The 13,758-nt window shown below is 40.3% G+C and carries 14 protein-coding genes; 5 read left to right on the top strand and 9 right to left on the bottom strand.

The features are described 5' to 3' along the window. Nucleotides 1-12: 12 nt before the first annotated feature. From LHV68_10365 to LHV68_10350, 4 genes are all read right to left on the bottom strand, one after another. A complete protein-coding gene (locus LHV68_10365) occupies nt 13-423 on the bottom strand; it encodes a rhodanese-like domain-containing protein (protein MCB4792273.1) in 411 nt (136 codons plus the stop codon). 18 nt (nt 424-441) lie between these two features. Next, nucleotides 442-1,242, bottom strand: coding sequence for a hydroxyethylthiazole kinase (thiM, locus tag LHV68_10360; GenBank protein MCB4792272.1), 801 nt, complete (start codon nt 1,240-1,242; stop codon nt 442-444). Between the two features lie 263 nt (nt 1,243-1,505). Beyond that, nucleotides 1,506-2,318: a 4Fe-4S binding protein gene (locus LHV68_10355; GenBank protein MCB4792271.1), complete on the bottom strand. Its 813-nt coding sequence runs from the start codon at nt 2,316-2,318 to the stop codon at nt 1,506-1,508. Nucleotides 2,319-2,410: 92 nt separating this feature from the next. Next, a complete protein-coding gene (locus LHV68_10350) occupies nt 2,411-2,836 on the bottom strand; it encodes an Rrf2 family transcriptional regulator (GenBank protein ID MCB4792270.1) in 426 nt (141 codons plus the stop codon). Nucleotides 2,837-3,306: 470 nt separating this feature from the next. On the opposite strand from LHV68_10350, the gene LHV68_10345 reads away from it, so the two are divergent. Then, the gene (locus tag LHV68_10345; protein ID MCB4792269.1) at nt 3,307-3,855 is read left to right on the top strand and encodes a nucleotidyltransferase domain-containing protein; all 549 of its coding nucleotides are present in this window, start codon (nt 3,307-3,309) and stop codon (nt 3,853-3,855) included. After that, nucleotides 3,852-4,238: a hypothetical protein gene (locus tag LHV68_10340; GenBank protein ID MCB4792268.1), complete on the top strand. Its 387-nt coding sequence runs from the start codon at nt 3,852-3,854 to the stop codon at nt 4,236-4,238. The genes LHV68_10345 and LHV68_10340 overlap by 4 nt, the downstream gene beginning before the upstream one ends. Before the next feature lie 130 nt (nt 4,239-4,368). Here LHV68_10340 and mnmA read toward each other — a convergent pair whose 3' ends face one another. Genes mnmA through feoB form a run of 5 tightly spaced genes read right to left on the bottom strand, consistent with a single transcriptional unit; the run spans nt 4,369 to nt 9,429 of the window. Continuing rightward, nucleotides 4,369-5,445, bottom strand: a complete 1,077-nt coding sequence (gene mnmA / locus LHV68_10335; GenBank protein ID MCB4792267.1) for a tRNA 2-thiouridine(34) synthase MnmA — start codon at nt 5,443-5,445, stop codon at nt 4,369-4,371. Beyond that, complete coding sequence (locus LHV68_10330) at nt 5,436-5,735, bottom strand: 4Fe-4S binding protein (GenBank protein ID MCB4792266.1); 300 nt, start codon at nt 5,733-5,735, stop codon at nt 5,436-5,438. Before LHV68_10330 ends, mnmA begins: the two co-directional genes overlap by 10 nt. Before the next feature lie 54 nt (nt 5,736-5,789). Further along, complete coding sequence (locus LHV68_10325) at nt 5,790-6,806, bottom strand: acetyl-CoA synthase subunit gamma (protein ID MCB4792265.1); 1,017 nt, start codon at nt 6,804-6,806, stop codon at nt 5,790-5,792. Between the two features lie 11 nt (nt 6,807-6,817). After that, entirely contained in the window at nt 6,818-7,471 is a 654-nt protein-coding gene (locus tag LHV68_10320; protein ID MCB4792264.1) for a metal-dependent transcriptional regulator, read from the bottom strand. Nucleotides 7,472-7,485: 14 nt separating this feature from the next. Continuing rightward, a complete protein-coding gene (gene feoB / locus LHV68_10315; GenBank protein ID MCB4792263.1) occupies nt 7,486-9,429 on the bottom strand; it encodes a ferrous iron transport protein B in 1,944 nt (647 codons plus the stop codon). Between the two features lie 191 nt (nt 9,430-9,620). Between feoB and LHV68_10310 the strand changes: the two genes are divergently transcribed. The 3 genes from LHV68_10310 (at nt 9,621) to LHV68_10300 (ending at nt 13,433) form a co-directional block, all read left to right on the top strand. Further along, nucleotides 9,621-11,510: a carbon starvation protein A gene (locus tag LHV68_10310; protein MCB4792262.1), complete on the top strand. Its 1,890-nt coding sequence runs from the start codon at nt 9,621-9,623 to the stop codon at nt 11,508-11,510. A 146-nt stretch (nt 11,511-11,656) separates the two neighbouring features. Next, nucleotides 11,657-12,241 carry a hypothetical protein gene (locus LHV68_10305; GenBank protein MCB4792261.1) on the top strand — a complete coding sequence of 195 codons (585 nt, stop codon included), beginning with the start codon at nt 11,657-11,659 and terminating at the stop codon, nt 12,239-12,241. 127 nt (nt 12,242-12,368) lie between these two features. Beyond that, nucleotides 12,369-13,433 carry a hypothetical protein gene (locus tag LHV68_10300; GenBank protein ID MCB4792260.1) on the top strand — a complete coding sequence of 355 codons (1,065 nt, stop codon included), beginning with the start codon at nt 12,369-12,371 and terminating at the stop codon, nt 13,431-13,433. Nucleotides 13,434-13,758 lie beyond the last annotated feature (325 nt).

Below are 13,758 nucleotides of genomic sequence, written 5' to 3'. Positions count from 1 at the left end.
TGTTTTCGTTCCTTACCTTACCAGCGGGTATTTTTCGCTGTCCCAGTCTAATATCCCGTTTTTCAAGTTATATACGCTCTTGATATCGGCTTTTTTCATAACACCAAAAGCCAGCCCGCTTCTATTCCCGGAACGGCAATATATAAAATAAGTTTTATTCTTATCAAGTTCCGACACTTTTGCTTTGAAATCATTGCCGTAGAAATCGATATTTACGGCATTTTGTATGTGGCCGGAACTAAATTCTTCAGGAGTCCGCATATCAATTATTACAAAATCCTTGTTATCCTTATGGCTCTGTATCAAAGAAAACGCCTTTTCAGAGTTCAGCTGCGCTGGGTCTGTCGCTTTTCTAATATAGGCTGACAAAAACAGCACTAGGATAACCGCTATCAGAACATGGCCGATATTTTGCAAATTCATATTTTCCTTTTAATTTATTTAGTTTATTACAGACACTTTCTGCATTTTTTCTATGGTGTCTTTATCAAGTTTGTATATTTCATCATAGAGTTTTTCTTTGAATGTGCCCGGCCCATAAGACACTTTTTGAGCAAGTTCTGCAGCTATTTCAAAACAGCAGAGCCCGCTTGCTGCGGCCAACGCAAGGTCTTTTTCAACAGCTGCAAATGTCCCTATAACAGAAGCTGCCATACAGCCTGTCCCTACTATGTTTGCCATAATACTGTGGCCGTTCTTTACAAAATAGGTTTTAGCGCCGTCGGTAACTATATCTTCTTTCCCTGTTATTACGACCGTACATTTACGTTTTTTAGAAAGGTCTTTTGCTATGTCCACAAGGTCTTTGTTGACCTCGGTTGAATCAACTCCCTTTGTCTTTATATCCTGGCCTGAAACCCTTGCTATCTCACTGGCATTCCCTTTGATTATATCAATTTTTACCTGGCCTAACAATTCAAAAACTTTATTATCCCTTAAAGCCGTTGCACCGGCCCCGCAGACGTCCAAAATGACCGGGATCCCTTTTTTATTGGCTGCTTTTGCGGCAATTTTCATAGAATCAATGAACTCCACGGTCAGAGTCCCGATATTTAAAACAAGGCTTGAGGCAATACCCGCCATCTCCTCGACCTCTTCCTTTGCATGCGCCATTACAGGAGAGGCTCCGAAAACCTTTACTACGTTTGCACAATCATAAATAGTTACCCAGTTCGTGAGGTGATGAACAACAGGTTTTTGTTTCCTTACCTGCGCAAGAATTTCACTGATCTTATCTTTCACAAAGATTCTCCTTTATTTAAAAGTTAAAATATGTTGATTTTTTTAGGTTTTACATTATATTACTTTTTTACTTATCTGTCGAGCCTCTAATTCTCTTCGTGTGTCCAAACTGAAAAACATAAACCGTAGGAAAGTGTTTTTTCGATTTTAAATGGCATTTTTTGTCATTCCTGCGAAAGCAGGAATCTATCTCAATGGGAGTTTTATTTCTAGATACCCGTTTTCACGGGTATGACACCTAATATGGACAGCTATGACTGGCTTTATTCTTTTATTTCGCCCTGAAGTGTTATCGTGGTATCGCAATAAGGTATCTTCTTTTTTGAATCCACAATAGCATCCTGTACTGCTTTTTGAAGGCCGAAACAACACGGCACCTCCATATTTAATACTGTCACGCTTTTAATATTCGATGTTTTAAAAAGCTCTGTAAGCTTATCTTTGTAATATTTTATGTCATCAAGTTTCGGGCACCCTATTACAAGGCGCTTATCTTTCAGGAAATCGCTGTGGAAATTGGCATACGCAAAAGGAACGCAGTCCGCCGCTATTAACAGGTCGGCCCCGTCAAAATAGGCAGCCTGCGGGTTTACTAAACTAAGCTGGACAGGCCACTGTCTCAGTTCAGATTCAGCTCTTGGGGCATCTTTTTCTTCTTTTTCATTTCTTTGTGTCTTTTTTTCTCCCCAGTCCATTGTGCGCGACCCGGGACACCCACCCATCTCAAATGGATGGCGTGTGTGGCCTTCTTTATTGAACTCTTCCGGGATTTCCATACCGTGTTTTTTTAAATGTTCAATGTGCTGGCCTAATTTGTCCGGTGCAGTTTTTTTAATATGTCTGATAACGCCTTTTTCATCATATTCATCAGCTTCACGTTCAACCACCTGCAGGGCATCAACAGGGCACTCACCAATGCATGCTCCCAACCCATCGCAGAAATTTTCTTTCACAAGCTTTGCCTTCGGCCCTTTCGGAGTATCTATAATTTTAAGGGCTCCTTCCGGGCACCCTGTTATACAGTTCCCGCAACCGATACATTTGTCTTCATCGATTTCAATCATCTGCCTTTTAATTTTAGCCATTTTTATCTCCTTGTTTACTTCAGTTATAAGTTATAAGCTGTAAGAAGACGTTACTTAATACTTAGTACTTATTCCTGCAGTTTTTATTTTTTCCAAAACGGTGTTTTTGCCTGTTCTTTTGCAAGCTCTGCCAAGGTTACATTTAACACTTGTTTTACAGCATCTCTTACCTTCTTCCATAATTTGTGTTGCACGCATTTTCGGGTTCTGCCACATACCCCGGCACCAAACACACAATCAAGAAAAGATATCTGTCCTTCAAGCGCGTTTACCACTTCAAAGGCGTATATCTTCTCAGACGGCCTTGAAAGCATATAACCGCCGTGCCCACCCCCTACGTTTCTAATGAGTCCTGCCAGTTTCAGGTTAGTGATTATGTGATCAAGATATTTTAAAGAATATTCATACCTACCGCAAATATCCTTTAACAAAACCGGTTTTTCTTTTGCATGCATCGCAAGGTCTGTCATCAGCCTCATCCCGTACCTTGTCCTTGCCGAAAGTTTCATAACTACCCTCTATTCTATAAATTCTATTGGTTTAGTAGAATTATACATTAAACCATTATTCTTTGTCAAGGAAGCAGTGGATTTTGGATAGTAATTAGTGCCTAGATCACAAATGAGCACAGCTTCTGTCTATCAAAAGGAAGAATGTGTGGATGCAAGACCTGACCTCAAACATGTTCGTTTGCTCCTGTTTCGTTCCGTGCTTATACGAGGAATGGCTCAAAATATTGGCTAAAAAGTGCTACAAAATTTAACTGGTGCTATCCAAATACTTATAATTCAATTTTTAAATACAAGCATGGTATGAATATACCATAATCATGGTAAACAAATACCATAATAACATCGAATATTTACGAATATTTTTATCTAAATTACTAAGTAGGAATCAAGAATAAAATAGTATTGACATATCTGCATGTTTATGGTATATTTATACCATAAACATGGTATAAACAGGATATCGAAAAATGATATTTAACCTTCGTTCTAAAATCACCAGAAAAATTCTTAATTTCTTTTTTTTAAATGATGGGGCAAGGGTTTATGTTAACGAGATAGCCCGCCAGATAGACGAAGAACCTAAAAACGTTTACAGGATATTAATCCGCCTTGAGGAATCAGGAATATTAGTAAGCGAATTTTCCGGGCGGGAAAGGTATTTTACTGCCAATTTAAAAAGCAGCCTTTTAAAAGAATATAAAACCATTTTTATGAAAACTTCAGGTATTGAAGCAATGCTAAAAAAAGCAGTACTGAAAATACCTGAAATACAAGAAGCCTTTATATACGGGTCCTATGCAAGCGGGAAATATAAACCAGGAAGCGATATTGACCTGTTGCTGGTAGGCAATCATAAAAGCATGGATGCTCAGAAAGTGATTTTTGACCTTCAAAAAGCAGCTAACAGTGAAATAAATGTTATTAATATTACTCCTGAAAACTTTAATAATAAAAAAGTGGAAAAAGACCAGTTGATATCTTCTATTTTTGCCGGGAAAGTAATTAAACTGCTATGAAATTTGACAAGAATTATTTTGTTGTTCAAAAATTTACATCCAATGAGCTTGAAAAGATACGGAAATCTGCCAAGCGAAACATGGAGTTAGCAGGTTCAGGCAATGCCCCTGAAATAATTTTTCATTTCTCATATATGACTCTCATAAAGATCGGTATTTACTGCATAGCTAAAGAAGGGTATAGGATTAAAAGCCGGCCTGGCCACCATGTAAAAATAATTGAAACTTTAAGCCAACTATTAGGGTCAAAAGATATCTTAATAGCCGGTGATAAAATGCGGAAAGACAGGAATATTGACCTTTATAGCGGGGACTCAGTAATTGATGAGAAAGAAGCTAAGGAGTATTATGAAATAGTCGAAGAACTTATTAAGAAAATATAGAAATAATAATCTTAATTCAGGTTGTTCTATTTCTTATAATATAATTACATATCATCCGATACTGTTTGTCAATAATTAAACAATTAGGGAATTATTATAAAACGATTAACGCTGATTACCTTTTGGCAAGTTACATAACCTTATCTATTACGCCGCCGCCAAGGACTTTGTCGGCTTCGTAAAATACGGCGGCCTGGCCTGGGGTGATGGCCCTTTGGTTTTCTTTAAAGACTATTTTTATTTCATCTTTTGATACCGGGTAGATCGTTGCTTCACTTTCTGTGTGTTTATACCTTATCCTGGCTTTTGCAACGAACGGTTCATCGGGCTTATCTATTGACACCCAGTTTACCTCTTTTACTATTACCGTGTTTTTGTACAGTTTTTCATCAGGGCCTATTATTATCGAATTGTTTTTTGAATCTATGGCAAGCACATAATGCGGGACGCTGTGGGCGCCGATGCCTTTTCTCTGGCCTATGGTAAAATTGTCTATCCCTTCGTGTTTTCCCACAACTTTGCCGTTTTCATCAAGGATTTTGCCAGGTGTAAATTTCTTCTCGCTAAACCACATCCTTAAAAACTTCCTATAATCGTTGTCCGGGATAAAACATATCTCCTGGCTGCCGGGTTTATCGTGAACTTTTAGCCCAAAGCCTTTGGCAAGCTCTCTTATTTCAGTTTTTGTATAGTCACCGAGCGGAAAAAGCGTTCGGGAAAGTTGTTCTTGCGTTAATGCGTACAAAAAGTATGACTGGTCTTTATTTATGTCCTTTCCTTTCTTTAAAATGTATCTATTTGCGGATTTATCAAACTCTACTTTTGCATAGTGGCCGGTTGCTATAAACTCAGCGCTAAGCCCCAGGGCTTTTTGGAGTAAACTACCGAACTTCATCAGCTTGTTGCAGGCTATACACGGGTTTGGGGTTCTACCGTTAGCATACTCATTAAAGAAATAGTTTATAACATTCTCTTTAAATTCTTTTTCATAATTAAGCGCGTAAAAAGGGATACCGATCTTATTTGCCACAGCCCTTGCATCATCTATGCCTTTAACCCCGCAACAGCCGGAATCGGAAAGTTCCCCGGTGTTTGGAAGCTTCATCGTAAGGCCTATGACTTCATAGCCCAGTTTTACTAAAAGGCACGCGGCGGTAGAAGAATCTACCCCTCCGCTCATTGCTATAACTACTTTCTTCATGAACAACACCCGCCTTTATCACTTCCGCAATCGCAGGTCGGCTCTGTGCCGCGCAAAAAACCGGTTATGACGGCATTGGCGCACCCTACGCCCGAACTTACCTCTATGGCTTTAAAAGCGCAGTTTCTTTTGCATGCCCCGCATTCCATACATTTGTCTTTATCCAGTATCCGGGCTTTTTTGTCTTTTATTTCAAAAACCGCATGCGGGCAAACCGTTACGCACATGCCGCACCCCGTACATTTTCCCGCATCAAGTTTCAAAGTTGATACGTTCTTTAAATATACTTGATCCATAAGTGCTCCTTAGATTCTTAAACCACATTCCACCTACGCTGTGGAACATGGTTATTAAATAAAGCGGTTTATTATCCACAAAAGAGTTCCCAGAAGTACCGCGGACAGCTGCAGGGGAACGGCTGTTTTCATTTCTTTTTTTACTCCCGAAAGCGAAGTATAAGTTGAGGCGCCTGTAAAGTTCATTAGAATAAAAGAAGAGACCGCTGGGATAATTAAAAACCATGCTGTTATTTCAACAGGGCTAAATTGTTTCAGATACAAAAAATAAATTATAAAAAATACTATTAAACCGGCAAAATAACCTTTAGATGAAAAACTTCTTAGCGGCAGGTACGGTAAAAACAGCGGGCCTATAACAGAACCGGTAATATATGCGATTAAAATAGTCTTGCATGAGATTATACCGTAAGATATTGAAAGTTGGAAGAAATATCCGTGTTTGTTAATGCCTGCCAATAGAAAAAAAGCTAATAGAGAAATAAGTAAATATTTTAAACCTCCCACAAACTCCAGAGGCACAAGCACCAACCGGTCATAAAACGAGAACCTCACTTTTCTCATTTCATCACCTGCTTTCATTCCGTTTAAAATAAATTGTTTTATATCCTCGGCGCGGATGGGGCCGTAGATAACGGAAAAACCTGAAAAGAGCTTTATGGTTTGAGCCGCAACGCCAACCGCGCCGAGCTGGGGAAGTATAAGCTGTTTATGGCTGACTATTTTTTCAAGGTTCACCGCGTTTATCCTGTTTAAAAGCTCCAGCGTACCGAAAGTTCCTTTGCCAGCCGCACACCAGACGTTTATTCCTTTTGTGTCAAGGACAAGCAGCCAGGCGTTTAGGCCGCCAAGTTCTTTTCTTAAGCTGTCGAACGTCAATTTATAATTCGCCGTGACAAAAACAACGGAGTCTTTGTCCGGGTTTCCTACAGCGTACATCCCTGGGTCAATTTTATAATTATCGCGGAGTATCCCAAAACGCATGCCAACCGCGCCAAACCAATCGTTAAACCCAAGGCTTGCGGAAACCTGCGGGATGTCTCCTGCTGCGGTATTTATCGTACCTATCATATATTCTCTATTCATTTTGGCAGTTTTTTTACATAGATGTTTTCAGCTATCTCGTCTTCCAACGCTATCTGTATCTCTTTTGACTGTATAACATATGAAGGGAATGTCTGGTGAACCTTTATTATGCTTCCGGGAAGTATTCCAAGGGACATAAGTTTGTGCAGCTGTGTCTGCACACCGGAAAGAATGTAGGATATTTTTGCTTTATCATTGGATTTCAGCTTTGTTAAAGGAACTATTATGCTTTCAACCTGGGTCTTTGCTTTCCTGCAGCATTCTCCTTCAGGTATAACGGCCCCGTGCGGATTTTGCCTCGGATGGCCAAGCAGGGTGCATATGCTATCTTCCACTTCCTTCGGGATAGTATGTTCAAGTTCGCAGGCAAAATGTTCGGCTTCTTCCTTTGTAATATCTAAAACATCGCACAAAAGCCGCTCGGCTATGCGCTGCCGCCTTATAATATCAGTTGCTATTTTCTCACCTTCAGGAGCAAGCTCTATTTTATCCTTATTTACCGTAACATAGTTATCTTTTATAAGCAACTCACCTGTTTTTTCATTTACCCTTTTTGTTATTTCGTCAAATACCTCTTTTGAATCATCCATCTTCTTTTCTTTAAGTTCCCATATTATGCTCAAAGCTTCTTCTATATTTTTGTCTATCATAAATTATCCTCCGCTTATAATTTTAACAACCCCGTGCTTAATAGATACGTTAGTATCAAATTTAAGATTCCACCCGTACTAAGCGCAAATATTGATACAAAGGTAATTATAGCAAATGCAACTTTTATCCCGCGTTCTTTAACTGTTACAAGAAACTGCGCTATGCATGGGATAAAAAGCGTAATAACCACAAGGCTAACCAACAGCTGCTGGTTAGTTAAAAAGCCGTTCTTTGCAAGAACATATAAACCCGCTGTGCCGTAATCACGCCTTAAAAAACCCATGATAAATATCTCGGCTGTATCAACCGGAAGCTGAAGCAAGTTTACGGTGATAGGGCTCAATATATTTTTTATCAAATCTAAAACTTTAAAAAAATCGCAGAAAAACAATAAAAGCGTGCCTGCTATGAACAAAGGTACAGCTTCGGTCAAGTACCATTTCAGCCTGTAAAAGGTCTTTGTAAGGATATTTAAAAGCTTTGGTATTCTGAATGGAGGGATCTCCTGAATAAAGCTGCTTCTTTCTCCTGGAATAAGCTTTGAGCTTATGTATCCCACTAAGGCCATTATAGTAAGAAGCACGATTACAAGTATATAGAACCCGCTAAAAGAAAGCCCACCCATAAGGCCCATTATTACACCAAGCTGTGCGGAGCAGGGAACGCACAAGGCAAGAAGAAGCGTTATTATCATCCTTTCTTTTTTAGTGTCAAGTATCCTTGAAGTTAAAACCGCCATAGTGCCGCAGCCAAGCCCGAGTATCATGGGTAGTATCGCCCTCCCATTTAACCCTACCACTTTAAATATCCTGTCAGACAAGGAAGAGAGCCTTGGCAGATACCCGGAATCTTCAAGCATCCCGAAGAAAATGAAAAATGCAGTAACTATAGGAAATATTATAGCAAAAGCATATGTAAGCGCCATCGTGATTATTCCGTACTTTCCGACCAATATATCCTTAAAAAAAGTAAGCTTTATATTGTCTGATACGAATTCTACTATATAAGGGTTTATATGTTTTTCAAAAACCGTGTGTTCAAGATAATCTACAACTGTACCTGCGGCAAATTGGCCTACGAATTTATACATTAAATATAACACTAATACCAGGATAACAAACCCGGAGAAAGGGTTCATCATGGCATTTCCGATATAGTTCTGAATCATCCTGCCAAGCGGTTTTGAAGTGTTTACGACTTTTTTTACTATATCTTCAATAACTTTTATCTTTTCTTCAAGAAGGACTATCTCTATTTCTTTATGCAGCTTATCCCTGCACTGTTTCCTGATAGTCTCGATTTTGGCCAAGTCCAAATTAAGGTATTTTACTATATCATCGTCTATGTCTCCGCTTGAAATAAGCCATAACAGCACAGCGCGATTGTTTTTAAAAGCGTCCGGCACTTCTTTTGCTATTTCTACAAGCGCATTTTCTATTACATCCGGATATCTGATATTCAGCAACCCTTTCCTGGGAGCAGCAAGAGCGGTTTTCAGTTTTGGTATCCCTTCTTTTGTGGTTGCTATAGTTTTTACGGTATCGATACCGAGGATATCGAATAACTTGCGGGTATCGATATCTATACCGCGCTCTTTTGCTTCGTCATCCATGTTAAGGTCAAGCAGCATCGGAAAACCAGTTTCCATAAGCTGCAAAGTCAATAGCAGCGACCTCTGGAGGTTTTTTGCATCTGCAACCTGAACAATACAGTCTATGCCTCCCTTGATGATAATATCAAGAGTTACCATCTCGTCTTCCGAGTGAGGGATTAGTGAATTAACGCCCGGCGTATCTATTACTTTATATTGTATGCCGTGAAAAGTTGCAAGGCCTTCCGCTATATCAACTGTGGTACCGGGATAGTTCGACACAGTTACATAACTTCCGGTTAAAGCGTTAAAAATAACGCTTTTCCCGACATTTGGGTTTCCTGCCAAAACTATTGTTTTTTTCATATTCGTTTCTAAAAAGTTTTTATATTATTATCCTTATATTTTTGAGTTTTATCCCCCTTCGCAGGTTGATGCTTCGGGGGATTTCGCTGAAGAAAATGAAGTACCCTGGTCGTAAGACCATGGGGTTTCATATTATAATCAATATATAGGCATGTTGCAATAGAGAACATAAATAAATATAATACTTACAGGTGAAAAAAATATTCTGGATATTTATTTCCATTACCGGCGCGGTTTCGCTTTCAATAGCAGCAGGGATATTTAACCCGCAGGAAAAAGTAAACGCGCTCTGGTTAATAACAGCAACCGCCTGTTTTTATGCTCTCGCTTACAGGTTTTATTCGGCTTTTTTAGTTACAAAAGTCCTTATGATTGATGAAACCGCCAAGACTCCTGCCATAAGGATGAATGACGGGATGGATTTTGACCCGACCAATAAATGGGTTTTATTCGGGCACCATTTTGCGGCTATCGCTGGAGCCGGGCCTCTTATCGGGCCGATGCTTGCCGCTCAGTTCGGTTACCTGCCCGGATTTTTGTGGATCCTTATCGGCGCTACTCTGGCAGGAGCTGTCCATGACCTGGTAATTCTTGCGGCTTCAGTAAAGCGAAACGGCAACTCCCTTGCTCAGATAGCTAAAGACGAAATAGGCCCTGTGGGAGGTATCGCCTGTTCTATAGCGATAATCTTTATTATTATCGTAGCACTGGCTGGCCTTGGCCTTGCTGTAGTAAACGCTCTGACCCACAGCCCCTGGGGAACATACACTATCGGGCTAACCATACCTATAGCGCTTTTTATGGGTTTTTATCTATGCAAAATCCGACCTGGGAAAATAACAGAAGTTACGATTATCGGGGTAACGCTACTGCTTCTTGCAGTTATTACAGGCCATTATATACCCGGGTCTTTCCTTGACCCGTATTTTAATTTATCAAGAAATACCCTTGTAATCATAATAGCTTTTTATGGATTTGTAGCATCTGTGCTTCCTGTCTGGATGCTATTATGCCCGAGGGATTACCTTTCTACTTATATGAAGATAGGAACTGTCCTTCTTCTTTCAATAGGCGTAATCGCCCTGGCTCCAGACATTCAAATGCCTGCTGTAACGAAATTCGCCTCTGGCGGCGGCCCGATAATCCCGGGAAAACTTTTCCCGTTCATGTTTATTACTATCGCCTGCGGCGCTATTTCCGGGTTTCACGCGCTTATCGCTTCAGGAACAACGCCTAAAATGATTATGTCAGAAAAGGATATCAGATTTATCGGTTACGGAGCAATGCTTACTGAAGGCTTCGTTTCCATGATAGCTCTTATCGCTGCAACGATACTTATCCCCGGGGACTATTTTGCAATAAACACAAAACTTTCTTTTGAACAGCTTGCCAGCATGGGTTTCCCGGTCCAAAGAATAACAGAACTTTCTCAAATGGTGGGGATAAACGTGGACGGAAGGCCCGGAGGAGCGGTATCTTTAGCCGTGGGCATGGCATCTATCCTTGGAAGTCTGCCGGGAATGAAAAACCTTATGCCATACTGGTATAATTTTGCTTTAATGTTTGAAGCGCTTTTCATTTTAACGACTGTCGATGCAGGCACAAGGGTGGCAAGGTTTTTGCTTCAAGAATCCGGCGGCTGTATCTGCAAACCACTCGCAGAAAGGCGCTGGCTGCCCGGGATAATATTATCGAGCCTTGTTGTAGTCTTTGCCTGGGGATACCTTATTTATTCCGGTAATGTTTCAACTATCTGGCCGATGTTCGGCGTGGCAAACCAGCTCCTTGCTGCTATAGCGCTCGGGGTAGGAACAACTATAATAATAAAATCCGGAAAGCTGAAATATGCCTTGGTAACCTTCATACCTATGCTGTTTATGTTTGTCACAACCTTAACCGCAGGTTTTCAGTTGTTCTTTATTTTTTTAAATAAAGCTTCGGTATCCGCTATAGCATCTGAAATAATCTCTCTTAAACTTGACGCTTTTTTGGTGCTTGTTATGGGAGTACTTGCTGTTGTGGTATTGATTGATATGGTTTATAAGTGGTATAATATGATTTATAATAATAAGGCTTTTTAAAATTAGTGGCGACCCCTTCTCAGGAGCCGGGGGCTCCTTAAATCTGTCGCCCTCCCGGGATGAATGCGAACGCATTCCTCCCCCGTCTCAAGACGGGGGATTCCATGTCGCGGAATTGAAAAAATCAGCAAGGAGAGAACGTAAAAATGACAGAATTCAAAGCATTTATGCCGCATGTAGAGGTAAACGGGCAAACCGTATTATCGATAGTTGACGGTTTAACCGTAAAAGAAACCGGCTTTAAGATCCTGGCAGCAAACTGGATAAAAGACCCGAAGCCGAATCACTGGTACTTGCAGGAAAACTGGCTTAATGCGTTTAAAGAGATATCAAAAAAAATAGGGCCTCTTGCGCTCAATGCCATAGGACGCAAGATACCCGAAAATGCAGACTGGCCTTCTGAAGTCAATTCAATAGAATCCGCGCTTCAGTCCATCGATATCGCTTACCATATGAATCACAGGATAAACGGCGAAGTTATGTTCAACCCTGCAACCGGAGCTATGAAAGAAGGCATTGGCCATTATGAATTCAAAAAAAACGAAGAAGGCCAGGTCCTTATGATTTGTCAGAATCCTTACCCGTGCGACTTTGATAAAGGAATAATTTATGCGGCTGCAAATAAATTTAAACCTGCCGGCGTTAAACAAATATCAGTTGTAGAAGAAGAAACTAATACCTGCAGAAAAAAGGGCGATGATACCTGCATTTATATTGTAAGCTGGTATTAAAATAGCGGATAGCCCAGGAGGAGCAGAGATTTACTCCCGCACTGGGATGGTAGTAGAGGGGAGTGCCAAGGTCAAAGACTTTGAAGCCCCTATTAGCTCCACGCTATCCGCTGATAAAGGAGATTTCATGTATTGTCCAAGCTGTGAAAACCTGATGGAAGAAGATTCTAAATATTGCGGTAAATGCGGGATGTTCCTCAACAAAACAAGCGAGATCCTTGTGCATGCAAGCATTGATTTTGCCTGGATATGGCGAAGGAGCTGGGCAGGATTTGCCGCTGCATTTATAGGCTGGATCATAGTATTCATCATAAGCCGGATGACGGGAAAAAATCTTTCCCCTATGATGAACAATGTTTTTGGAGGCATGGTTTGCGGCGTATTTTTAGGTACGGTCGGCGGTATAGTGGAAGAATCGGGTTACAAAGCGTTCTGGGGAGCGATACTAGGGACTATAGGCGGTGCGCTCGGCGGAATTGCTAATATCCCTTTAACGGACCTTTTAAGCGGTTTTACTTATGCCTATCCGTTATCAATACTTGCAACCTGGGCAATAGGCGGCATGTTCATCGGAGCAACAAGCGGAATTATAGAAAGGAACCTAAAAAAAATACTGGCCGGTTCTTTATTCGGTTTGATAGGCGGAGCTATCGGAGGGTTGCTTGGTTCGATCTTTTATGGTTCCATTTTATTAGAATTTAAACCTGAAAGCTGGGTCCTCAGCAGAATTATCGAAGGGGTTTCAGGAGGTCTCGTCGGAGCAGTTTTGTGGTTTTCAATAGGGCTAATAGAAAAAATATATATTTTCCACAGGAGGGAAGACCCGAAACTCGACAAAAAAACATGCAGTTTTTGCGGGAAAGTCAATCTCCTGAAGTTTTGGTATTGCGTAGCCTGCGGCCAGCCTTTGCAGGTTGCTGCATCGCGCCAGCGGATAACTATTCCGCCTTTTCGGGGTATGGAAAGGGTCGTTAATGCCTTCAGGTTCCTGTCGTGGCTCTTTGGAATGACTGGAATAATTATAACTCCTGTCATATTTTTTGTTTTCCTATCAAGGGACGTGTCCCTTGCACTTATATGCGCTGTTTTTAGCATATTGTTAAGCTACCTTTCCGTTGTATGTTTCAGGTTTATTTCCGACTTTTTGTCCTGCCTTATAAAAATATCGCTGCAAGAAAAATCCGAAGTTTAGGATATCCAACCTAAAAATAGGCCCATACCAGGGGCGGGAAAACGCTATGTTTTCAGCTATAATTGCACTTATATGCACTAATTGTTTTAACTGAGCTCATTTTAAGAAAGAAAGTTTCTATCTTTTCAATGCTTTTTGGCGGTATTCTTTACCTCATCTATATTACCAATTTGTTTTTCTAATCCTCTTGACATTGTAAAATAAAATATAATATAATAACTAATGTAACTATTTAGCAATATATAACAATAGTAATTATTTTTTATTTTTGTAATAGAACTCAAAAGGAGGTGATTATTTTATTCACTTTCTAATTGATTTATCA

The sequence above is a fragment of the Candidatus Liberimonas magnetica genome, assembly GCA_020523885.1.
GTDB classification, from domain to species: domain Bacteria; phylum Elusimicrobiota; class Endomicrobiia; order Endomicrobiales; family JAFGIL01; genus Liberimonas; species Liberimonas magnetica.
This window is presented reverse-complemented; position numbering and strand designations above follow the sequence as displayed.